This window comes from Aminobacter aganoensis, assembly GCF_014206975.1.
Lineage (GTDB): Bacteria > Pseudomonadota > Alphaproteobacteria > Rhizobiales > Rhizobiaceae > Aminobacter > Aminobacter aganoensis.
Genome location: NZ_JACHOU010000009.1, coordinates 97,321 through 118,081 on the forward strand (window position 1 = coordinate 97,321; position 20,761 = coordinate 118,081).

Annotated in this window: 20 protein-coding genes and 1 pseudogene; 14 read left to right on the plus strand and 7 right to left on the minus strand. The window is 57.7% G+C overall.

Annotated elements, in window-relative coordinates; translation table 11 throughout:
- Positions 1-108: 108 nt before the first annotated feature.
- The 8 genes from GGR00_RS17585 to GGR00_RS17620 all read left to right on the plus strand — a co-directional run bounded on the left by GGR00_RS17585 (position 109) and on the right by GGR00_RS17620 (position 7,795).
- A complete protein-coding gene (locus GGR00_RS17585) occupies positions 109-630 on the plus strand; it encodes a copper chaperone PCu(A)C (RefSeq protein WP_184700177.1) in 522 nt (173 codons plus the stop codon).
- Positions 631-777: 147 nt separating this feature from the next.
- Positions 778-1,434: a transglutaminase-like cysteine peptidase gene (locus GGR00_RS17590; RefSeq protein ID WP_184700178.1), complete on the plus strand. Its 657-nt coding sequence runs from the start codon at positions 778-780 to the stop codon at positions 1,432-1,434.
- Positions 1,435-2,387: 953 nt separating this feature from the next.
- Positions 2,388-3,395: a L,D-transpeptidase family protein gene (locus GGR00_RS17595; protein ID WP_184700179.1), complete on the plus strand. Its 1,008-nt coding sequence runs from the start codon at positions 2,388-2,390 to the stop codon at positions 3,393-3,395.
- Positions 3,396-3,843: 448 nt separating this feature from the next.
- Positions 3,844-4,560 carry a L,D-transpeptidase gene (locus GGR00_RS17600; RefSeq protein ID WP_336072112.1) on the plus strand — a complete coding sequence of 239 codons (717 nt, stop codon included), beginning with the start codon at positions 3,844-3,846 and terminating at the stop codon, positions 4,558-4,560.
- Positions 4,561-4,626: 66 nt separating this feature from the next.
- Positions 4,627-5,259, plus strand: coding sequence for a DsbA family protein (locus GGR00_RS17605; protein WP_184700180.1), 633 nt, complete (start codon positions 4,627-4,629; stop codon positions 5,257-5,259).
- 10 nt (positions 5,260-5,269) lie between these two features.
- On the plus strand, positions 5,270-6,145 hold the full coding sequence (locus GGR00_RS17610; RefSeq protein WP_184700181.1) for a peptidylprolyl isomerase: 876 nt from the start codon (positions 5,270-5,272) through the stop codon (positions 6,143-6,145).
- Positions 6,135-6,743 carry a L,D-transpeptidase gene (locus tag GGR00_RS17615; protein ID WP_184700182.1) on the plus strand — a complete coding sequence of 203 codons (609 nt, stop codon included), beginning with the start codon at positions 6,135-6,137 and terminating at the stop codon, positions 6,741-6,743. The genes GGR00_RS17610 and GGR00_RS17615 overlap by 11 nt, the downstream gene beginning before the upstream one ends.
- Positions 6,743-7,795 (plus strand): NAD(P)-binding domain-containing protein, encoded by a 1,053-nt coding sequence (locus GGR00_RS17620; RefSeq protein WP_184700183.1) that lies wholly within the window; start codon positions 6,743-6,745, stop codon positions 7,793-7,795. The genes GGR00_RS17615 and GGR00_RS17620 overlap by 1 nt, the downstream gene beginning before the upstream one ends.
- 136 nt (positions 7,796-7,931) lie before the next feature.
- On the opposite strand, the gene GGR00_RS17625 is transcribed toward GGR00_RS17620, so the two are convergent.
- The 4 genes from GGR00_RS17625 to GGR00_RS17640 all read right to left on the minus strand — a co-directional run bounded on the left by GGR00_RS17625 (position 7,932) and on the right by GGR00_RS17640 (position 10,361).
- Positions 7,932-8,387, minus strand: a complete 456-nt coding sequence (locus GGR00_RS17625) for a pseudoazurin (RefSeq protein WP_184700184.1) — start codon at positions 8,385-8,387, stop codon at positions 7,932-7,934.
- Between the two features lie 87 nt (positions 8,388-8,474).
- Positions 8,475-9,059, minus strand: a complete 585-nt coding sequence (locus GGR00_RS17630; RefSeq protein ID WP_246441444.1) for a class I SAM-dependent methyltransferase — start codon at positions 9,057-9,059, stop codon at positions 8,475-8,477.
- Between the two features lie 188 nt (positions 9,060-9,247).
- Positions 9,248-10,105, minus strand: a complete 858-nt coding sequence (locus GGR00_RS17635) for a DsbA family protein (protein ID WP_343065578.1) — start codon at positions 10,103-10,105, stop codon at positions 9,248-9,250.
- A complete protein-coding gene (locus GGR00_RS17640; protein ID WP_136542919.1) occupies positions 10,011-10,361 on the minus strand; it encodes a TFIIB-type zinc ribbon-containing protein in 351 nt (116 codons plus the stop codon). Before GGR00_RS17640 ends, GGR00_RS17635 begins: the two co-directional genes overlap by 95 nt.
- A gap of 371 nt (positions 10,362-10,732) precedes the next feature.
- Between GGR00_RS17640 and GGR00_RS17645 the strand changes: the two genes are divergently transcribed.
- Complete coding sequence (locus tag GGR00_RS17645; RefSeq protein WP_136542918.1) at positions 10,733-10,987, plus strand: DUF2171 domain-containing protein; 255 nt, start codon at positions 10,733-10,735, stop codon at positions 10,985-10,987.
- Between the two features lie 396 nt (positions 10,988-11,383).
- On the opposite strand, the gene GGR00_RS17650 is transcribed toward GGR00_RS17645, so the two are convergent.
- Together GGR00_RS17650 and GGR00_RS17655 are read right to left on the minus strand one after the other, a co-directional pair.
- Complete coding sequence (locus tag GGR00_RS17650) at positions 11,384-12,004, minus strand: methyltransferase family protein (protein ID WP_184700187.1); 621 nt, start codon at positions 12,002-12,004, stop codon at positions 11,384-11,386.
- Positions 12,005-12,006: 2 nt separating this feature from the next.
- Complete coding sequence (locus GGR00_RS17655) at positions 12,007-13,158, minus strand: cell wall hydrolase (protein ID WP_184700188.1); 1,152 nt, start codon at positions 13,156-13,158, stop codon at positions 12,007-12,009.
- Between the two features lie 195 nt (positions 13,159-13,353).
- Between GGR00_RS17655 and GGR00_RS17660 the strand changes: the two genes are divergently transcribed.
- Together GGR00_RS17660 and lnt are read left to right on the plus strand one after the other, a co-directional pair.
- Entirely contained in the window at positions 13,354-14,082 is a 729-nt protein-coding gene (locus tag GGR00_RS17660) for a cytochrome c biogenesis protein CcdA (RefSeq protein ID WP_184700189.1), read from the plus strand.
- A gap of 5 nt (positions 14,083-14,087) precedes the next feature.
- A pseudogene (gene lnt, locus GGR00_RS17665) lies at positions 14,088-15,533 on the plus strand (apolipoprotein N-acyltransferase); the annotation flags it as partial.
- A 145-nt stretch (positions 15,534-15,678) separates the two neighbouring features.
- On the opposite strand, the gene GGR00_RS17670 reads toward lnt, so the two are convergent.
- Positions 15,679-16,281, minus strand: coding sequence for a transglutaminase-like cysteine peptidase (locus tag GGR00_RS17670; protein WP_377864036.1), 603 nt, complete (start codon positions 16,279-16,281; stop codon positions 15,679-15,681).
- 197 nt (positions 16,282-16,478) lie between these two features.
- Between GGR00_RS17670 and lspA the strand changes: the two genes are divergently transcribed.
- From lspA to GGR00_RS17685, 3 genes are all read left to right on the plus strand, one after another.
- The gene (lspA, locus tag GGR00_RS17675; protein WP_210315052.1) at positions 16,479-16,982 is read left to right on the plus strand and encodes a signal peptidase II; all 504 of its coding nucleotides are present in this window, start codon (positions 16,479-16,481) and stop codon (positions 16,980-16,982) included.
- Between the two features lie 205 nt (positions 16,983-17,187).
- Positions 17,188-19,572 carry a phosphoketolase family protein gene (locus GGR00_RS17680; RefSeq protein WP_184700190.1) on the plus strand — a complete coding sequence of 795 codons (2,385 nt, stop codon included), beginning with the start codon at positions 17,188-17,190 and terminating at the stop codon, positions 19,570-19,572.
- On the plus strand, positions 19,572-20,753 hold the full coding sequence (locus tag GGR00_RS17685) for an acetate/propionate family kinase (RefSeq protein WP_184700191.1): 1,182 nt from the start codon (positions 19,572-19,574) through the stop codon (positions 20,751-20,753). Before GGR00_RS17680 ends, GGR00_RS17685 begins: the two co-directional genes overlap by 1 nt.
- Positions 20,754-20,761 lie beyond the last annotated feature (8 nt).

Sequence of the window (20,761 nt, forward strand, 5' to 3'; positions counted from 1 at the left end):
CGTACGATTTCTTCCTGCAAACGTGTTTAATTGCCGCATCGTGCGGTCCCGATAATCACGGGATCGCCCAGATTGTGGTCAATCAAAGAGGCATTCGGGAGAGGACGAATGCTCGTGAACAGTGCATTTCTTGCGTCAGTCGCGCTTGCCACTTTGGTCTTGGCTACACCGCTGGAGGCGTCCGACGGCGCGGTTGTTCACGCAAACCCGCCTCAGCGTTTGACGGTGGAGCACGCGGAACTCCTGATGTCAGACGATGAGGGGGGTCGCGCTGAGGGCTACCTCACGATCTGGAACGGTACGGGCCAGCAGGTAGGCTTGGAGGCCATCCGAAGCGATTCATTCGCCAAAATCTCGATCGTCAGAAGCGAAATCGTGTCGGACATGTCCGACGTGAGGCCTGTGGAAGGAGTCGTCCTGGTGCCGGGGCATGCGGAACTCACGATGCGACCCAACGGCACTCGCCTGCTTCTGGAAGAGCCCGTGGCGCGCTCGGACCCCATGACTGCAAGCAGTTTTGTTCTGGTTTTCGAAGGCGGACAGGAAATGGTGGTCGCAGCCGATACCTTGCGGTATCGCGAACAACTGACGATACATCACCATGGCCAGGGAGATGTTGCCATCGACTGATGGTTGCGTGGCTAACGTGTTGGTAAATGGGTCCTTGAATTGCGGACCAAAATTCGTCGAGAATTCGTCCTTAATTTAACCCACTGATTTTGCGTCATTTTGAGGCTTGTCTTGTATCTGTTTCCCAACACGACGGGGAGACAATCAATGATACGCTTTGTTCTTAGTGCTTTGGCGCTTGGAATCTCTTGTGTGGTGGCTTCCGCCAACGCCTTTCACTTCAATCCGACCCAGCCGACAACTGCACGAAACATGCTCACTTACGGCGCAACAACTATGCCGGTGGGCTATTATGATTATTGTCGTCGTTATCGCGGGGAGTGCGCACGCGGACCAGAAGGCACGATGATCAAGCTGACCGAGTCCAACTGGCGAGAAATCGTATTGGTCAACGCTGAAGTGAATACGGCGATTGCGCCGCTAACCGACATGGAAATCTTCGGAGTTGAGGAGCGGTGGGAATACCCGGCGACTGTCGGAGATTGCGAGGACTACGCTCTTCTGAAGCGCAAGCGGCTGAACGAAATGGGCTATCCCCTGGGAGCACTTCTGTTGACTGTCGCTCGTGATGCCAAAGGCGGAGGGCACGCAGTCCTGACTGTGGTGACAGATCTGGGAGACTTCGTTCTCGACAACCTCGAACAGAAAGTGCTCCTCTGGAAGGACACGGAAATCTACTATCTGAAGCGTCAGTCTGGAGAAGACCTGAATCGCTGGGTCAGCCTCATAAACGAGGAAGAGCTCTTGATGTCCTCAGGCAGAAGCCAGGCACCCTCAACTGCTGCGGCGAGTGTCAGGAGATAGACAGCGGTTCCTCCGTACAGCATTTCCATGGTGTTATGCCCGAGACCGACGCATACCAAACGGAAGAGCGTGGCCAATGCCAGATAGGCAATAGGTGCAACCAACGCAAAGCAGGCCAAACGCAAAATCATCAAGAGGTGGACCGATACGGTTTCAAGCCGGTCCACCTTCACACCGAAAAGGTCGATCTGCCACTCAAGCGTGGGTGATTGCGACGTTATCGACCTCGTAGCGCGATTGCGTTTCGTTCGTCTCAGTGCGGACGTGGCTGAAGCTGATCCAGTAAACAGTCACGACAAACGCTACCAGGAGCGCGCAGATCATCCAATTGATGCGCCGTCTGCGGCGTGCGAGCGTCTTGGATTCTTCAAGGGTAAGGTGTTCCGATCCTTCCGGCATGGCGTGGTTGGGTCTTTCTTCCATTCGAGCCTTGGTCAGCTTCTTATCTAGATGATCTTCGATATCGCAGCATACGGTTGGTGCTGCGGTTCTTTGACGCTTGCGCTTGGGAACAGTTTTTGTTCGCTTGTAAGGCTGTCGCCCTGGACGCAAGGTTCTACCTCAATGAAACCGTGGTGACCGCGGGCCCGCCGACACCAGTCTTGGCCGCACCAGCCGTCCGGCCTTGCCTAATGCCGCTAACATATTCAGGGTTCGGGATCGAAAGGCAGTTGGATGCTGACAACAGCTTTGGCGCGTGCTCTGTTTTAGGATTAGACTCCAAGGTCTACCTTTTCCTCATGGCAGCGAATAACACGTCGCTCGTCGCATTGCCTTCCTGATTGGATGCCTAGCCTCCGTAACTCAGCGCCAGCTCAGTACTACCAGGTTCTTTTTGCGGCTGCGGTTCTTTGACGCTCGCGAATTTGTGGGCGGAAACGCCATTTTAACTATGATAGGCGAACTGTGCGAGGAGCCGCCGGAGAGGGTGCGCGCCAACGAAATGGTTTTCAATGATGCTAACGGCCGTCAGGATCGGAGGGATTGCAGCGCTTACGCTCTTATTGAGCGCATGCGTCTCTACCGTTCTCGAGGTTGACGGCAAGGCGACGCAGCCGATTCCCGCCGCGGTTACGGCAGAGATGTCGCGCAAATCGATGTCGCCTTCGGCGCCTATCCTCGTGCGAATCTTCAAGCAGGAAAGCGAGCTGGAGATCTGGAAGCGCGACCGAAGCGGAAGGTTCGCCTTGCTCAAGACTTACCCGATGTGTCGCTGGTCCGGAAAGCTGGGGCCGAAAAAGCAAAACGGCGATCGTCAGGCTCCCGAAGGCTTCTACCACGTCTCCGCCGGGATGCTGAACCCCAATTCCCAATATTACCTGTCCTTCAATCTCGGCTACCCGAACAAGCTTGAGGCGGCCCTTGGCTACACAGGTGAGGCGCTCATGGTGCATGGCGCATGCTCGTCCTCCGGGTGTTTCGCGCTGACCGATGAAGGAGTAGCCGAGATTTATGCTGTTGCGCGCGAGGCCCTGAAGGGCGGCCAAGGATCATTCCAGGTCCAGGCGTTTCCGTTCCGAATGACCCCTCAAAACATGGCGAAGAACCGGGACGATCCGAACTTCACGTTTTGGTCCGATCTCAAGCAGGGATATGACATCTTCGAGGTCTCCCGACGCCAGCCGAAAGTGTCCTATTGCGAAGGACGCTACGTCTTCGACAAGGAGTTCGGTGGAGGTGAGCCGCGCGATGTGCTTGCTCCATGTCCCCCTGCGCTGAACGCGCCAGACGCTCTGGTCGCCGCCAGGACGCAGTCCGATCGCGTCGCGATGGAAGAACTCCTTACTGCTGGCACTGTGCTTTCGGCCCACGCCTATGCCGACGGTGGCATGCATCCGAGTTTTCGTAGGCTGCTCGAGCGTAGCGGCCAATCCGCGTTGGCGAAGCGGACCTCGCTATCTTCCGTTCCAGTTAGCCGGCCGGATGCGGCGATAGCAGACCCGCACTCGCCAGACGAGTAAACCGCGATGGTCCGGACGCTGCTTGCTCTTCTCCTCCTCTGCTTCGTCAGCCTGCATGCCGCATTGCCTGCGGCTGCAGCCGGCGAGGAGCCAGCTCAGCTTGTCTCTGTCCTTGGGGATGAAGGCGCTGACACTGGTAGTGATGATGCTCCTTCGCCTGAGGCCACTGCCAAATGTCATGACAGCTGCAGCTGGCTTGCCGAATGGCATGCGCCTGTAGTTCGTGAGGCGCATCCCTCTTCCCCGAATAGACTTATTCACACCCTCCCTCCGGGAGTATTTTCTTCAGTCGTCCCACCGCCCCGATAACGTCAGGAGAGGCGAGACCGATCGCCGTCGCTCTGTTGGCAGTTCTGCCAGACATGATGCGCTCGATAGGTCGTTGCTCCACACCGGCACTGTCTGCACGCAGACGCCGGTTCCCGATGACCTTATTGCGAGCGTAACAGTGACCCCAAAAAACAAACAAGTACAGTTTTCACGTCGACAAATCCTGAGCCTTGGTGCCACCGCCACCAGCGGGTTGATCTTGTCAGCCTGCTCAACCACCGGGAACCTGCCTGCGGAACCTGCGCCGGTCAAACCAGCGGAAGATCCATCCTATATCTCCATGTACCGGGCCATGCCGGAGGAGGATTTTCCGATCCCGGCCGTCGACCTGTCCAAGGTCGACAAGCGCTTCTACAGGCGGCTTGTCGACGATCCGACCGGTGAACGTCCAGGCACGATCGTCGTGGATACGAGAAACTTCTATCTTTATCTCGTCCGCCCAGGTGGCAAGGCGATGCGCTATGGCGTTGGTCTGGGCCGCCAAGGGTTCGAATGGTCGGGCGAAGGCGTCATCCAGTGGAAACAGCGCTGGCCGAAGTGGACGCCGCCGGCGGAAATGATCGCGCGGCAGCCCGAACTTGCGAAGTGGAGTGCTGAAAACGGCGGGCAGCCACCGGGGCTCAATAATCCGCTCGGTGCGAGGGCGCTGTACATTTTCCAGAATGGCGAAGACACGCTCTACCGGCTGCACGGCACGCCTGAGTACTGGACCATCGGCAAGGCTGTCTCGAGTGGCTGCGTCCGGTTGATGAACCAGGACATCATTGACCTGTATGACCGTGTTGCCACGCCTACTCCCATCGTCGTTCGCGGCGGCACCCGCTCATTTGTCTGACAGAAGCCGCTTGCCTCTCAAGGGGCTAGAGCTTGCACAACCTTGTCCTCACGAAAGGACCTCGACATGAAACGACGCAATCTGATCTTCGGCATGGCCGCCACTGGTGTGGTCGCCGCCTATCCGGCGCTGCTGTCGGCACAGCCGACACCCGAGGCACTGCTGGCCCCTGGTGTTCTGCCTGAAAAAAGCTTCGGACCTGACGATGCACCGGTGACGATCATCGAATACGCATCCCTGACGTGTCCTCATTGCCGTACCTTTCACGTCAATGTGTGGCCGGACCTCAAGAAGAAGTATGTCGATACAGGCCAGGTCCGGTTCATCATGCGCGAGTTCCCTTTCGATCCGCGTTCATCCGCCGGCTTCATGCTGGCGCGCTGCGTGAGCGACGACAAATGGTATCCGACGATCGACCTGCTCTACCGGACCCAGGACAACTGGGCTCGCGTGCCCGACGGGACGGCAGCTCTGAAGTCGACAATGGGCATGACGGGAATGAGCACCGCCGACTTCGAAAAATGCCTCCAGGATCAGGCTCTTCTTGAGAAGGTCACGGCCGTTGCCGAAGGCGGCAGATCGTTCGGTGTCGATTCCACACCGACATTCTTCATCAATGGGCAGATGCAGAAGGGCGCCCTCAGCATCGAACGCTTCAGCGAGATCATCGATCCGCTGGTTGCCGCGGCCAGGCAGTAGGGAGGTTCCGATGACCACCAGGATCAAAAACCGATGGAAAGCCGGCCTGCTCGTCGGCATGACAATCCTTTCGCTGTCGTTGCCACTTGGCTCGGCCGGCCTCGCGCAGGACGCCGGCGTCGTCGGTCGCGTCAATGGCCAGGACATTACCGCAGACGACCTTGCCATTGCCGAGCAGATGTATTCGCAGCAGCTCGGCCAAATGCCAGCCGATGCCAAACGTTCCCTTCTTGTCGATGCCCTGATCGACCTGAGGATCGTGGCCGAGGCGGCGCGCGCGGCAAACGTGCCCGAGCAGGAAGCCTACAAAAGACAGCTGGCATTCTTCGAGGATCAGACGCTCCGCTCTCTGTTCCTTGAGCAGCGCGTGGGAGAGGCGATAACCGATGCGGCCGTCAGGGCCGCCTATGATGAGCAGGCGGCGAAGATTCCGCCCGTTCTTGAACGTCGGCTCCGACATATACTGCTTCGCAGCGAGAGCGATGCCCTCGCCGTCATCGACGCGCTGAAAGGGGGTAAATCTTTCGCGGAACTCGCGCAGGAACGCTCGGCCGATGAGGTGTCCAAAGTCAACGGCGGAGATCTCGGCTTCGTGGCCGATGGACAAGTCGTCCCTGAGATCGATGTCGCCGCGGCGAAATTGCAGGCCGGGGAGTTCACGCAGACGCCAGTTGCCAGCGCGTTCGGCTTCCATGTCGTCCTGCTCGAGGAAACGCGAAACCGGCCAGCCCCGGCGTTCGAAACCGTCGCACCGCAGATTCGGCAATCCCTGGAAGCAACGGAGGAAAGACGAATTATTGCCGAGCTCAAGGCCGGCGCGAAGGTGGAGAAGCTGGTTCCTGACGTAGCGCCACCGCAGGGCGAGGAGGATGGTCATGAGCACTGACGTCGACAACAATTCCGGCGTGGCGTCGTCCGTCGGAATCGGGCGACGGGCATTTTTGATTGGCGCGGTTGGCTTGGTAGTGGCGCCTGGGCAAGCCCTTGCGCAAGGCGCCAAGCGCACGTTCAAGCTTGAGGAGCGTTTTCTTCCCCAGCGCATAGTGTCGCCATACGACTACCCGGCAGGGACGATTGTCGTGGTTCCACGCGACAAGTATCTTTATCTGGTCACGGGAGATGGGAGGACGTGGCGCTACGGTATCGGTGTTGGCAAGGCAGGTCTGGCGTTTACGGGTTCGGCACTCATCGGACGTAAAGCGAAATGGCCGTCCTGGCGGCCCACCGACAACATGATCCGTCGCGATCCTAAAAAGTATGCCCGTTATGCAGGTGGCGTGCCCGGTGGGCCGAACAATCCTTTGGGCTCGCGCGCGCTCTACCTCTACCGCAACGGCCGGGACACGCTCTACCGTATCCACGGAACGACGGAGCCATGGACCATCGGAAAGGCGGTCTCAAACGGCTGCATTCGGATGGTGAACGAGCATGTAGAGGATCTCTACGAACGAGTGCCAGTGGGGGCGCAAGTCGTCGTCATCTGATGGAAAGACACGTCCTTGTAGTCGGCGCCGGACAGGCTGGACTTGCTGCCGGGTACCACCTGCGGGCGGCTGGCGTGCCGTTTCAGATCGTCGACAGCCATCACCGGGTCGGGGATAGCTGGCGGACGCGCTACGACTCACTGACACTCTTCACGCCGCGGCAGTTCAGCGCGCTGCCGGGCTTGGCGCTCGCGGGGAACCGGGAGCTTTATGCCACCCGGGATGAGTTCGCAGACTATCTCGAAAGCTACGCGAGGCGGCTACGGCTGCCAATCATACTCGGCCGGCAGGTGACTCGGCTGTTGAACGCTGACGGAGAGAGTTTTGAGGCACGGTTGGACGACGGAAGGATAATCGCCGCCAGCGACGTGATCGTTGCGACAGGAGCATTCCAACGGGCGGTCGTTCCAGAATTCGCCTTCCAGTTTGGCAATGGCATACTCCAGCTTACGACCGAAACCTATCGCAATCCGAACCAATTGCCCGATGGCCCCGTCCTGGTCGTTGGCGATGGAGCGAGTGGACGAGATATCGCGGCGGAAGTGAAGCCGCTCCAACCCGTTTTGCTCGCCGCGGGGGGCCCACGCAGGCTCTTTCCCGAACGTGTCTGGGGAAAATCCATCTGGTGGTGGCTCAACCTGCTTGGCATTCTGAAAGCGCCTCCGCAGTCGCGGATCGGCAGAATGCTCAAAGGCTCCGGCGCGTTTCCCAATCGTGACAGGAGCACTGATAGTCTGGCGAGGAGAGGGATAAGGATTGTACCACGTCTTACCGAGGCAAGTGGCCGAGTGGCGCAGTTTGCCGACGGCACGTCGGCGAATATCCGGTCGGTCATATGGGCGGTAGGATATCAGGATGATACATCCTGGCTCGATATCGCTGAAGCGAAGGGACCTGATGGAGCGTTTCTGCATGAGGCCGGCGTCTCACCGGTGAAAGGCATATACTTTGTTGGCCGTCCGTGGCAGCGCAACCGCGCATCGGCGCTGATCATGGGAGCGGGTTCGGATGCCGAGCTAATAGTCCAGCGCTTGTTGTCTGATAGCGAATAGATAGTTTTCACAGCCTCCTTCCTGTGATGCCTCTCGTGTGAACTTCCGAGCCTTCTTCGAAAAAGATGGCAGCAGACGATCGCGGGGAATCGACCGCGTGCTGCCATCCGGAACCCACTATGGCAGTCGGAAGAGATCAAGCTGAGGGAACGGCGGCAAGGAGTTCGTCGAACAGCTTCTTCGCTTTGGGTGGATGTTTGACTGATTTGGCTTCATCAAAATTGCTGGGCGTGCCGACGGCAATAAGCATCACCATGCCCATGCCATAGTGCGGCGTACACTTCACGCCGTAGACGCCTTCGTTCTCGATAGTAATGGTAATCTGCTCATTCAACTTACCTTTGAAGGGGACTGCGCCTTCGGGCAGCATCCCCTTTATGCTTTCGGCATTGTGTGACTTGTCGGTGGGAATGAACGTGACGGTATCGCCGGGCGACGCAGTCACGAAATCCGGCTGGTAGACCATGGCACCCTTCGTGCCCTTGTTCAGCATCTGGACCTCGTGATTGACACCGGTCTGTGCTCGTGCCGGCAATGTTGACAGAGCTGCTATGGCAGTTGTTCCAGCCAGTATCTCGCGTCTAGTAAACATATCGAACTCCTTGATTTTGGTACTTCGGGGATGTAGTTACTTCGGGAAACTCGCTCCCCTTCCTGGCTTCTTGCGGCCAGGTATTGCTTACGGATGGGAGGTGTTCGGATGCCTTTCCTCTCCCGCCCGTGCATGTGAAATGCGGTAGACTGAGGCTGGAGGAAAATTCCAAACAGCAGTCCCAAGCAAATGCGATTCCAGGCCAAGCTTCTCAAGCATCACGCGGGCAACAGGGCACCGCGCTCCATACGTAAACTGGTAGAGATTTCCGCCGGGAGCGAGCCTGTGCGCCACATTCTTGACAATCCGGAACACCGTGGGCGCAGGCATCGAGAGAAGAGGCAACCCGCTAATGACTGCGTCATACCTGATATCTTTGGCGACGCCCGCTGCAGACAACCGGGCCGCGCTTCCTTGGACGATTCGAACGCTCGGGAAGCGGGCCGAGAGCAGATCGGCAAATCTCTTGTCGAGTTCGACAAGTGTCAGTTGCTCTTCGGCAAGACCGCGCCTCAGGAGAGCCCCGGTGAAGACGCCAGTCCCGGGTCCAAGTTCGAGTACGGAGCCCGTGGTTTGGTCGATTGCCTTGGTCATCAAACGAGCTAGCGACATTCCTGAAGGAAGGACGGCTCCGACCATCTTGGGGTTGGAGACCCACTGGCGCAGGAACATGAAGTGCTGCGGTGTAGAAAACATCTATCGACGCGGTCTCTCGCGAAGCGGCACCAGACATTGTGCAGGTTGCGGATTGTCGACGACTGCGACGGCCATATCGCCGCTGCGAGATGATTTGCGCTGTTGGGTCGAAGTCGCGCCAAAGGCTGACGGCCCGAGAGGCCGAGGACTGATGATCGAGACTCTCATTTCTGGCGAACCGCTTTGATTGCGTCAGCTAGGGGTTCTTTCCCGACTGCTCCCGCGATGACTTGATCGCCCACAATGAAAGACGGCGTGCCTGTCAGGCCGAGTCGCTGCGCTAGTGCGAGGTTTGCCGCAATGATCGCCTCGACCGCTGGAGTGGCCATCTCTTCCGAGAGCTTCTTTCGGTCGAGTCCCATCTCCTCGGTGAGATCCAAGGCCCGGTTGGCGTTTATTTGTCCTTGCATCTCCATCAATCGGACATGGAAATCACGAGCAGCAGAATCGCCTGCAATGCGCTTCACGGACAAAGCCACTTTCGCAGCCTCCACCGAACCCGGCCCAAGAATGGGGAACTCCTTCAAGACTATTCGCAACTTGGGGTCCTCGGCGACAAGTGCCTTCACGTCGGGCGCCGCCCGCTTGCAATAGCCACAGTTGAAGTCAAAGAATTCAACGAGAGTGGCATCCCCGTCCGGGTTTCCCAAGATCACATCGTCGCCCGATCTGAGCAAGACATCGGTCTCGGCCAGTATTGCTTGAGATCGGGCTTGGGCCTGGGCTATTTGAGTCCGCCTTTCAAGTTCCGTTAGTGCGTCCTCGATGATTTCCGGGTTTTGAACGAGGTATTCGCGGACGATCTTTTCGATCTCCGCACGGTCAACGGATTGAGCGGATGCTGGTGCGACCGTTGTCAACAGAACGATGGCATAACATCCAAGCTGGCCTAACCGCGCACTCTTCATTGTCCCGCTCCGCAAACGGTTAGTCGAACAATCGGCCCAGAAATGAACCGTGCCTCCGACCATGGTGTCCGCCATGCCGATCATGGTCGCTGTAGTCGCGGCGGTGGTCTTCACGGCAGTCACTTTGGGCATCGCGAGGGGATGCTTGTGAGCGTCCTCGGCCAGCCTGAACCTGCCCGTATCGTGTATCTTCAGCAGCGCTCCGTTCGATTATCTTGTCGAGTTCTCCTCGATCCAGCCAAACCCCTCGGCACTTCGGGCAATAGTCGATCTCAATGCCCTGTCGCTCGCTCATAACGAGATCGATCCTGCAGTGTGGACAAAGAGCGCTTGCGGCTTGATTGCTTGGTCCCTGCGAATTGAGCAGCATCTCGATCTCCTGGCATGCAAGCGCATTTTCTAGCCTCGCTGTTGCCAAGGTAGGACCTCGAGTAGGATGAGGTTCAAGCGTATAAATGTCGCAACGGAGCAGCTACTGGTGACCAGGATGTATCGGCAAGCCGCGAGGTAGAGCGACCACGTGACAATCGCGGCAATGCGTAAATGTGGGTTGCTTTTCGCGACCCAGACAGCGACCACGGTTCGCAATCAGGTGCAGCTCACGATGGACTAGCGGCAGCGGTCCCAAGCGGGTGCCGCTGAATGTCAAGCGAGGTGTCTTTTGCTGAATTGGCAGTCACCCGCTCGATTGTTTCCGCAAAAGCCGGGTATTATTGATGTGTTTAATGATAGGAGCGAGCCATGTCGAATCTAGCAGATGTCAAACGCGGAATGACGGTCCTTGGAGCGGATGGCGCTCCTGTCGGTAAGGTTGCAGCGGTTACAGGAGGTCGTATCGCGCTGGAACCCGCAGGCTCTGGACACCATGCAAAGCACAAACACTATGTTCCGGGTGGTCTCGTCGCCCTGGTGGAAAACAACGTCGTGCGTCTGTCTGCGACGGGCGCAAACGCCGTGCTTCTCGATGAAGAGAGCGACGGCTCGTCAGCGGACTAGCATCATAACTGCCTGGAGGCCGGCGGTGCTGCCCCCCAAGCCTCCCCGCAATGATGCAGCCACGCCAGCCCCCAAGCCCTCCCTTTGCCGGCCATCCGCATGAAGCCATTTCGATGTAGGGTGCTGCTCGGCAAGCCCTCCAGAAAGGGCGCAATGGTGATGCGATCTGTATATTAGCGCTGTATACGACTGTGGTGCAGTATCGAAGGTTGGACGTCACGATTATCGCAATACTGAAAATTGCTCAGTATGCCACTGGCAAAAGACAACCTTGCCGTGAGGATACGATACGAGCATGGTGACTATTTATCGTCATTTCGGCGGGAATTAACGAACGTCTGGCGACCGTTGAGTTCGGTTTGGCCTGATAGGCATACGCTGTTGTAGATGCTTGGCCTAAACAGGCAATTGCCAGCCGGAGATCACAGCTGCCTGACGTAGCTCTTCAATCACTTCAATACCAATGATCGCGGCGAGAAACCAGCTGACATCCCTTAGCGACCGAACGAATGCCTGCGACTGAACAAGGAGAGTGTCTCCGCTTTGCGGAAAGCTGAAGCGAGGAAAGAAGCGCGGTACGCGAGCCATGTATAGTATGTAGTCGGATCCAAAGAGACTAAGGAGTCTTCTCTCTTCATTTAGGATCACAGATCTATAGTAGGCAAGAAAAAGGACCGCGCTTATCGCCATAAGAGCAATATTCTGTGCCGCAAGGCACACGCCGATTAGTCCCAGGAAAGAGAAAAAGTAAAGCGGATTTCGACTGAGGGAATACGGTCCGCTTTGGCACAATCTTTGATCTTTTCGTCCGCCAATATATATCGTGCACCACAGTCTTCCAAGAACCGCACCGAACACCAGAAAGAACCCGAAAAACTCGACCAGACTGTAACCTAGCGTTTCAAAACCCTCAGGCTGGGTTGCGATTAGAATCGTCAGCCATGCCGGAGCCAACATCCAGGTTACGAGGGTTCTTTTGCGCTCAAACGGCGTCTTTCCATGCACTGATTTCAACAACGTCAACTCCACCCGCCACCAAATGTGCGGTAAAATATATGCGATCCGATTTGCGTCATGCGCTCCATCGAGCGCGCCCAGCGCGGGCTGACATACGTCGCGTTGTAATGTGTCGATGATGCGACTTCGGGCAAGAAGACCTTCCCGCCAGTAACGGCCATGGCGACGTCTTTTGCAAGGCGGTAAGCACCTCTGTCGGCGATGACATCGGGAATTCCATCGCACGCGAAGGAAAACTGGCATTTGTTGATCCAGTTGTCATTTTGGTAGACGACGTCGCAGACGGTTGCTGGATAAGCAGGGTTTCGAACCCGATTGAGAATGACCTGCGCGACAGCAGCCTGACCCCGCACCTCCTCTCCCCTCGCCTCGAAATAAATCGCGGTTGCAAGGCACTTTTGCTCGGCAGCAGAAAACACGTTCCGAGGCAGCGGCTGCTTCATCCAATCGTGATCGCCTTCGGCGCTAGGCGGAACGAAGCGACCCGCTGTCTCATCAGAACCGAGCAATGCAGCGAAGGGATTTGCAGGCGTGTGGAAACCATCCTTTGGAGCATAGGCTGTGGCGAGGATATCTGCTCCATCGTTGGTGACCAGTTCGGCGAGCGCCGTCGGCACTCCGACAAGGCGGTCGTCCGCAGGGCTGTGAAAAGTCGATTGGCCCGCGACCATTTCGGGATCAGATTGAGTGGAAAAGCCCCGTAGAAGATATGAGGTGTCCGTCCCTGAGGAGAATATCCATGAGGCCAGTTCTTGCTGGCCACGCAAAGAATCCGATCCAGTCTGGAGTGCGACACTGACAAGTCGCGGCTTCTTCGCCTCTTCAACCACTCTCTGAGACGACAAGGAGGGCCCTTGGCCGTCATGCAAATTGAGGCGTTTGCCTCCGAGAACGCGGTCTAGGTTTCCGTCGTGGGCTGGAATTGCGACGTTGGGCAGTCGGAGTTCCTGCAAATGAGAGCACTCATCGGCTCGCTCAACATACGCCGCCCAGCGATTTGGGTCGGGGCTGATGCCTAGCTCGGATCTGGTACCCTGGATTCCTGTGGGTGATGCAAAGCCGAATACGAACCAGCTTGCGCCGAGGATTGCGAGCACGCGCCGGTGACCGTTCGAGGATCGTCGCTCGAAAGCGACTTTCGGTTTGGACCGCAATATCTCATTCTCCGGATGCCCCACGCAGAAGGAGAATTGATTGTTAACCTTGATGGAAGGTTAACACTACTGCGACTGCGCGTCGCAATGTCACGGTGGGGTTGGTCAAGCTGCCATTGAAGCTCATGTGGCTTGAGCGTTTAAACGGTCATCAAAGCCGTCTGGGATTGTAGTCAACAAAGGAGGTCGACAGGCGTGGCGATCGACGTGTCAGCGGTCGGACTTCTCACCGCGATTGTGGCCGGCGCCATATCGTTCATTTCCCCATGTGTCTTGCCGCTTGTGCCAGGCTATCTTTCGTTCGTTTCAAGTGGTGTCGACCCTGCATCAAAACGCCTTGCGGATCGGATCAGGATTGTCTGGTCAGCGCTCTTTTTTATAGCCGGGTTCTCCACAGTCTTTGTGATTCTCGGCCTCGGCGCGCAGGCGTTCGGCGGAATGCTCCTGCGTTACAGCGTCGAGGCGAATATCCTCGGAGGAGGCTTGCTTATCTGCTTCGGCCTCGTCATGACGGGCCTGATCAAGGTACCTGTGCTCCTCAGAGATTTTAGGCTGCCAGGGCCGAAGACCGTATCGGGGCCGGCCGGCGCCTACACGCTTGGCCTAACCTTTGCTTTCGGTTGGACACCCTGCATCGGTCCGGTTCTCGGTTCCATTCTTACGCTGACGGCGGTATCGGCAGGGAGTGGCGCAATCCTGCTGGCAGCCTACAGTCTAGGGCTTGGAATTCCGTTCCTGATCGTCGCTGTCGCTTTCAGCAGCCTCGCTGCCGGCTTCAAGCGTATTCGCTATGCTGGTCATATCCTCAACATTTTCGCCGGCGGCATCATGGTCGCCATGGGCCTGCTGATGATGACCGGACGTCTCACCTTGATCGCCTTCTGGCTGCTCGAGCGCTTTCCTGGTCTCGGCTACATCGGCTAGGGCTGGTGCAAAGCCGCCCGAATTCGAACGGGATCAGCTCGATTGCGAGCGGAAGGTGGCTCGAACATTCGCGTCATCGGTTCCTCGTTGCTATCCTGGTCGGCGGACTGAGTGGTTTCGGGTTCGCGCCCTATTTCATGTTGCCGCTCGCATATTTTGGTCTCTGCGCATTGGCCTTGCTGATACGGCAGAGTCGTAGTGTCTTTGCAGCCTTTTTGGTCGGATGGGCCTTCGGCCTAGGTCAATTCATCGTTGGGCTGAATTGGATAACCGAGAGCTTCGCCGTCGAGGCGGAAAGATTCGGCGTTCTGGCATGGCCCGCCGTGATAGTACTTTCCGCATTCTTGGCAGTTTTCCCTGCGATCGCCGCGATGGCTGCCCGATGCCTTGGCGGAAGAAGCTCAGGAGCACTTATCGTCCTTCCGGCGACCTGGACCATGGCGGAGATGGCCCGCGGTGCGATACTGACGGGATTTCCTTGGAACCTCATCGGATACATCTGGGGCTTCAGCAATGAAATTCTCCAAACTGTGTCCGTTGTAGGAATCTATGGCCTCGGGCTGCTCACCCTTCTCGCCGCAACGATGCCGCTCCTGCTCATCGGGAAACTTCGGCTAGGCATCTTGCCAGCCGCGCTCGTTTTCGTGCTGACGCCTCTGGTCGTTTTCGCCGTTCTGTGGTCCGCGGGGAAATGGCGTTTAGAGGCTGTCGACGTGGCCGACAATGGCGAACGGGTGCGGATCGTCCAACCGAACATTCCTCAGACCCAGAAATGGGAACCGAGCGAAGCAAGAGGAATTCTTGACAAGCTTCACGCCCTTAGCACGTCCGGTGATGCGTCCCGACCGCTCTATGTGATCTGGCCCGAGACGGCGTATCCTTTTTTGTTTGAAACGGATCGCGAAATTCCTCCAATACTTCTAGCTGCCATACCATCAGGGGGGCTGCTTATCACCGGAGCCGTGAGGGAAGTTGCTGGACGAAGCCCTGAGGACCCTGCCCTGTTGAACAGCCTCCTCGCGCTCGATGACAAAGGAGGGGTCATCGCGGACTACGACAAGGTTCGACTGGTCCCGTTTGGGGAGTTCACCCCTTTCAAAAGTGTCCTTGGCGCCATGAAGATGACAATCGGCGATATCGACTACAGTCCCGGAAGGAGCGATATGCCCATCCAGTTAGCCGCTTTACCGGCTGCCAGGATATTGATTTGCTATGAGGCGATATTCCCACGTGTTGGGAATGACAACGCACGATGGATTTTGAACATCACAAATGACGCATGGTTCGGACTGTCTGCCGGTCCCTACCAGCACTTTCTCGCCGCACGCGTCAGGGCGATCGAGGCCGGTCTGCCGCTCATCCGCGCCGCCAACAGTGGTATCAGCGCGATCGTCGATGGCTATGGCCGAGTGAAGGACTTGCTTCCGCTAAACGTTAGCGGGGTGATTGATGGCGCACTGCCCGCGCCCGTGAAATCTGAAATCGTGTTTGTCAGGCTTGGGAACAAGCCGCTCGTGGCAATAATGGCGCTGCTTGTCGCGGCCGGTGCCATCACGCAGCGAGGATCAGGACGAAAACGGATGGACTGCTCGGGTTTCAGTGGACTGAACCGACCAGCGGGGCGTCTCCTTCTCGTATCGAAACCCATCGCCCGGTGTGATTGGTCGCTTGTCGCTTCAGGTAGGTGTAGCCGGTTTCATCCCAGTTCAGGACCGCATCCGTGAGATTGTCGAGAACGACATCTCCAACGTCGGTTCGAACGGTGAGGACAGCATGTCCGTCGCCGTTTGGTCGACGCAACACTGTCATCAGGAGATTCGAAGCCGGAATGCCATCGTTCATCAAGACGCGTCGCTTTGCCAATGCGTAGTCTTCACAGTCGCCGGCATCAACTGGATAGGTCCAGAACTCTTCCTTCCCGTAGAGTTCGAGATCGCTTTTCGGCTTGACGGCTTGATTCACGGAGATCGTGAGCTCTTCCAGCCGCACAAGAAGCTCGGCCGACATTGTCAACGGCGTCATGTCACGGGAGCGTATCGCGCATTCCGAAGCGTTGCGCTTGCAAAACTCGTAATGGCCGATCGGTTGCGAGGTCAGCCCTCCTGTCACCATGGCCGACGGATGGGCCCAGGCGCTGCTGCTTCCAAGCGCCCATACAGCCGCAATGCACGCAGCGGCGATCGACTCCCGCAAGGTCACTACCCAACCCCTCGTCCGATCTTAATCGATATTACCAAACTCTTAATGGCTCCCGCGGCTCGCGTCCATCGCCGTTAGGCCACGACTTTGTGAAGAGGCGGCGCACGGGGTGCCAAGTTTCCACAGGAAGCTGCAGGTTAGCGATTGAACCTCAAGCAGCTAGAGCAGCGAAGCTCTTGTCCTCCATGTGACGGAGGATGGTTGTGAAGCGAACATTAAATGTCTCTCGAGTTTTCCTCGGTCTCGCATGCGCAGTTTCGGCGTTCTCGATCGATCAACTGTCGAAATTCGCGATCGTCGAGATCGTCATGCAGCCGCCTAGAAATATTTATATTACAAGTTTTTTTAATATCACCCTGTCTTATAATAAAGGAATAAGCTTTGGGATATTTTCCAGCTACTTTGAAAACAGTTCGACCATATTGTCTTTCGCAACATCGCTAGTCGTTGGGTTTCTTTTTGTGTGGATGCTCTACGCAAAAACCCGTGTTCAGACGATGGCGATCGGCCTGATCGTGGGGGGCGCGGTCGGAAACATCTTCGATCGGATGCGGCAAGGCGCAGTTACTGACTTCATCGATCTTCATTTGGGTAGCTGGCATTGGCCGACGTTCAATGGCGCTGATATTGCCATCGTAGTCGGCGCCGCTTTGGTCGTCTTCACTTCGCCGCGATCCCCTCCAGATGATTCTACTCGATAGAATCGTGCCGCGTCGCGACGGAGGGTTGCATGGGTACTGATCGGGCTTTGAGTTTGCATGAGACACAGGCGACCCTGTCGATTCCGAACTGCAGTCGCAAAGGACATTGCCATTGTTTTTTCGTGGTTGTCCGATACGCGGTTTCGCATACGCCATGTATTCCGATGGTATCGCAGTGTGGAGTTGTTTGGAAAGGACTGAGCTTATGAATGACAGGTCAACGTCGATCGAAATGATGGACCGTTATTGGCGAGCGGCAAACTACCTGTCGGTGGGTCAGATCTATCTTATGGACAATCCGCTGCTGCGCGAGCCGCTGCGCGCCGAGCATGTGAAGCCCCGGCTGCTCGGGCACTGGGGCACCACGCCGGGTCTGAATTTCATTTACGTCCACTTAAACAGGCTGATCAGGGAGCGCGATCTGGATGTACTCTACGTCTGCGGGCCGGGACATGGCGGACCCGCAATGGTCGCAAACACCTGGCTTGAGGGGAGCTATAGCGAAATCTACCCCGAAATCGGCCGCGACGCCGACGGAATGAAAAAGCTCTTCAAGCAGTTCTCCTTTCCTGGCGGAGTGCCGAGCCACGTCGCGCCCGAAACCCCGGGTTCGATCCATGAGGGCGGAGAGCTGGGATATGCGCTGGTCCATGCCTTCGGCGCAGCTTTCGACAATCCGGGTCTCGTCGTTGCCTGCGTCGTCGGAGACGGCGAGGCCGAGACAGGCCCACTGGCCGCCGCCTGGCATTCGAACAAGTTCCTGAACCCGCGGGTCGACGGCGCGGTGCTGCCGATCCTCCATCTCAACGGCTACAAGATTGCCAACCCGACGCTGCTGGCGCGAATGGACGACAGGGAACTCGAGCACCTTTTCAAGGGCTACGGCTACGATCCGTTCTTCGTAGAAGGCAGCGATCCGATTTCCATGCACGGCCTGATGGCGGCCACGATGGACGAGGTGATGGATCGCATTCGAGACATCCAGGCGGATGCTCGCTCCGACGGAAGCGTCGTTGCGCGGCCGCGCTGGCCGATGGTTGTCCTGCGAAGCCCGAAGGGCTGGACCGGACCCAAGGAGGTCGACGGTAAAAAAGTGGAGGATTTCTGGCGCTCGCACCAGGTGCCGGTGTCGAACGCACGCGGCGACGCTGTGCACCGTAACATCCTGGAAGACTGGCTGCGCAGCTACCGGCCGGAAGAGTTGTTCGATTCGAAGGGCGGTCTTCTACCCGAGATCGCCGCCCTTGCGCCCGAAGGCGAGAAGCGCATGGGCGCACTGCCGCATGCCAATGGCGGGGTGCTGAGGAAGGACCTTGTGCTGCCGGACTGGAAAACCCTTGCGCTCGACGTGCCGCACCCTGGCGGCAAGACCGCCGAGGGGACGCGTCTCATGGGAGTCTACCTGCGCGATGTCATGAGCCTGAACGCCGACGCCCGGAACTTCCGGCTGATGGGTCCGGATGAGACATCCTCGAACCGGCTGGACGCCGTCTTCGAGGTCACGGACCGGGTCTGGATGGAGGGGATCGAGCCCTATGACGTGCACCTCGCCCGCGAGGGCCGCGTCATGGAAGTGCTGTCGGAACATCTTTGCCAGGGCTGGCTGGAAGGATACCTGCTGACCGGCCGGCACGGCCTGTTCTCCTGCTACGAAGCCTTCATTCACATCGTCGACTCCATGGTGAACCAGCACGCCAAATGGCTGAAGACCTCGGCGGAGTTGCCATGGCGCAGGCCGATCGCCTCACTGAACTATCTGCTGACGTCGCATGTCTGGCGGCAGGATCATAACGGCTTCAGCCATCAGGACCCCGGTTTCGCCGATTTCGTCGCCAACAAGAAGGCCGACACGGTACGGCTCTATTTCCCGCCGGATGCCAACACGCTTCTCTGGGTCACCGACCATTGTCTGCGAACCTGGAACCGCATCAATGTCATCACCGCCGGCAAGCAGCCCGCGCCGCAATGGCTGACGGCCGAAGCTGCCGAGGCTCACTGCAGGGCCGGCGCAGGCATCTGGGAATGGGCGTCGACCTGCCCGGCTGAAGAGGAGCCGGACATCGTCATGGCCTGCGCGGGCGACGTTCCGACAATGGAGACGCTGGCCGCTGTCGATCTCCTGAAAACAGCCCTGCCGGACCTCAGGATACGGGTCGTCAACGTCGTTGACCTAATGACGCTGCAGTCGAACAGCGAACATCCGCACGGCTTCACCGACGAGATCTTCGATCGGCTGTTCACCAAGGACAAGCCGGTGATCTTTGCCTATCACGGCTACCCCTATCTCATCCACCGGCTGACCTATCGGCGCACCAATCACGATAACCTGCACGTTCAAGGCTTCCGAGAGGAAGGAACGACCACTACGCCGTTCGACATGGCGGTGATGAATCAGCTCGACCGCTTTCACTTGGCGCTGGCCACGTTGAGGCGCCTGCCCCGGCTTGCCGAACGCTCCGCGCAATTTGCCGCGACCCTCGAGGGAAGGCTTGAAGAGCACAAGGCTTTCGTGCGCGAACATGGTGAAGACATGCCAGAAATCCGCGATTGGTCGTGGCCCTATGGCGCCGCGGCCGAGGCGGGCGGCTGATGTGCGACGCGATCCTGGTGCTGAATGCCGGTTCCTCCAGCATCAAGTTCGGTGTCTACGATGTCGGTAAAGCCAATAGACCTGTGGTGGCCGCGCGGGGAACGCTCGAAATGGGAGCATCACCACGTCTGGAGGTCAATCCGATAGAAGCAGCGCTACAGACAACCTTCATCTTGCAGAGTGACGGTCTGGCTGAAGGGATCGTCGCGCTGGTGGAGTGGATCGAGCATGGTTTTGGCAACCGTCGTCTGATTGCTTGCGGTCATCGCATTGTCCATGGTGGTACGGCATTCTTCAATCCCGTCCTTCTTACGCCATCTGTGATTGATGCGGTCGACAGTCTTACGCCGCTCGCGCCGCTGCATCAGCCGCGTAGTATTGCGCCGATCCGCGTCATGGTGGAACTGCGACCGCAACTCCCGCAGATTGGCTGCTTCGATACCGCCTTCCATCGTACGATCGAGGCGCCCGCCAATCGATTCGCTCTGCCTCGCGAGTATGTAGAAAGAGGTATCCGCCGCTTCGGATTCCATGGTCTTTCTTACGAGTACATCGCGACACGGCTGGATCAGGCTGGCAAAGCGGATAAGCGCTCGGTGGTCGCCCACCTCGGTAACGGTGCAAGCCTCTGCGCCATGCGTAACAAGCGCAGCCTGGATACGACGATGGGCTTTTCGGCGCTGGATGGCCTTGTCATGGGAACACGTTGCGGAAGTATCGACCCGGGGGTCCTCCTCTATCTCCTGCAGCATGAGAAAATGACACTTAACGACCTGCACGACCTGCTTTATGAGAGATCCGGCCTGCTCGGCGTTTCAGCGGAATCCGGAGACATGCGCGATCTGGAAGCAAGTGCAAGTCCTCACGCTCGCGAAGCAATCGAGCTTTTTGTCTTTCGTATCGCCCGCGAAGTCGCCGCGCTCGCGAACACCTTGGGTGGCCTCGACTGCCTTGTCTTCACGGCAGGTATCGGCGAGCATTCCGCTGTCGTCCGGAAAGCGGTTTGCGAACGACTGACATGGATGGGAGTGAAGATCGATGACGACAAAAATCAGCATCACGCAGAAGTTATCAGCGCGAATGCCAGTGCCGTACATGTAGGCGTCTTGCCGGCTGACGAAGAAATTGTCATTGCAAGGCACGTAGCACGAGCCACGCTCCTACGCTCGGATGAAAGCTAGGAAGTCTT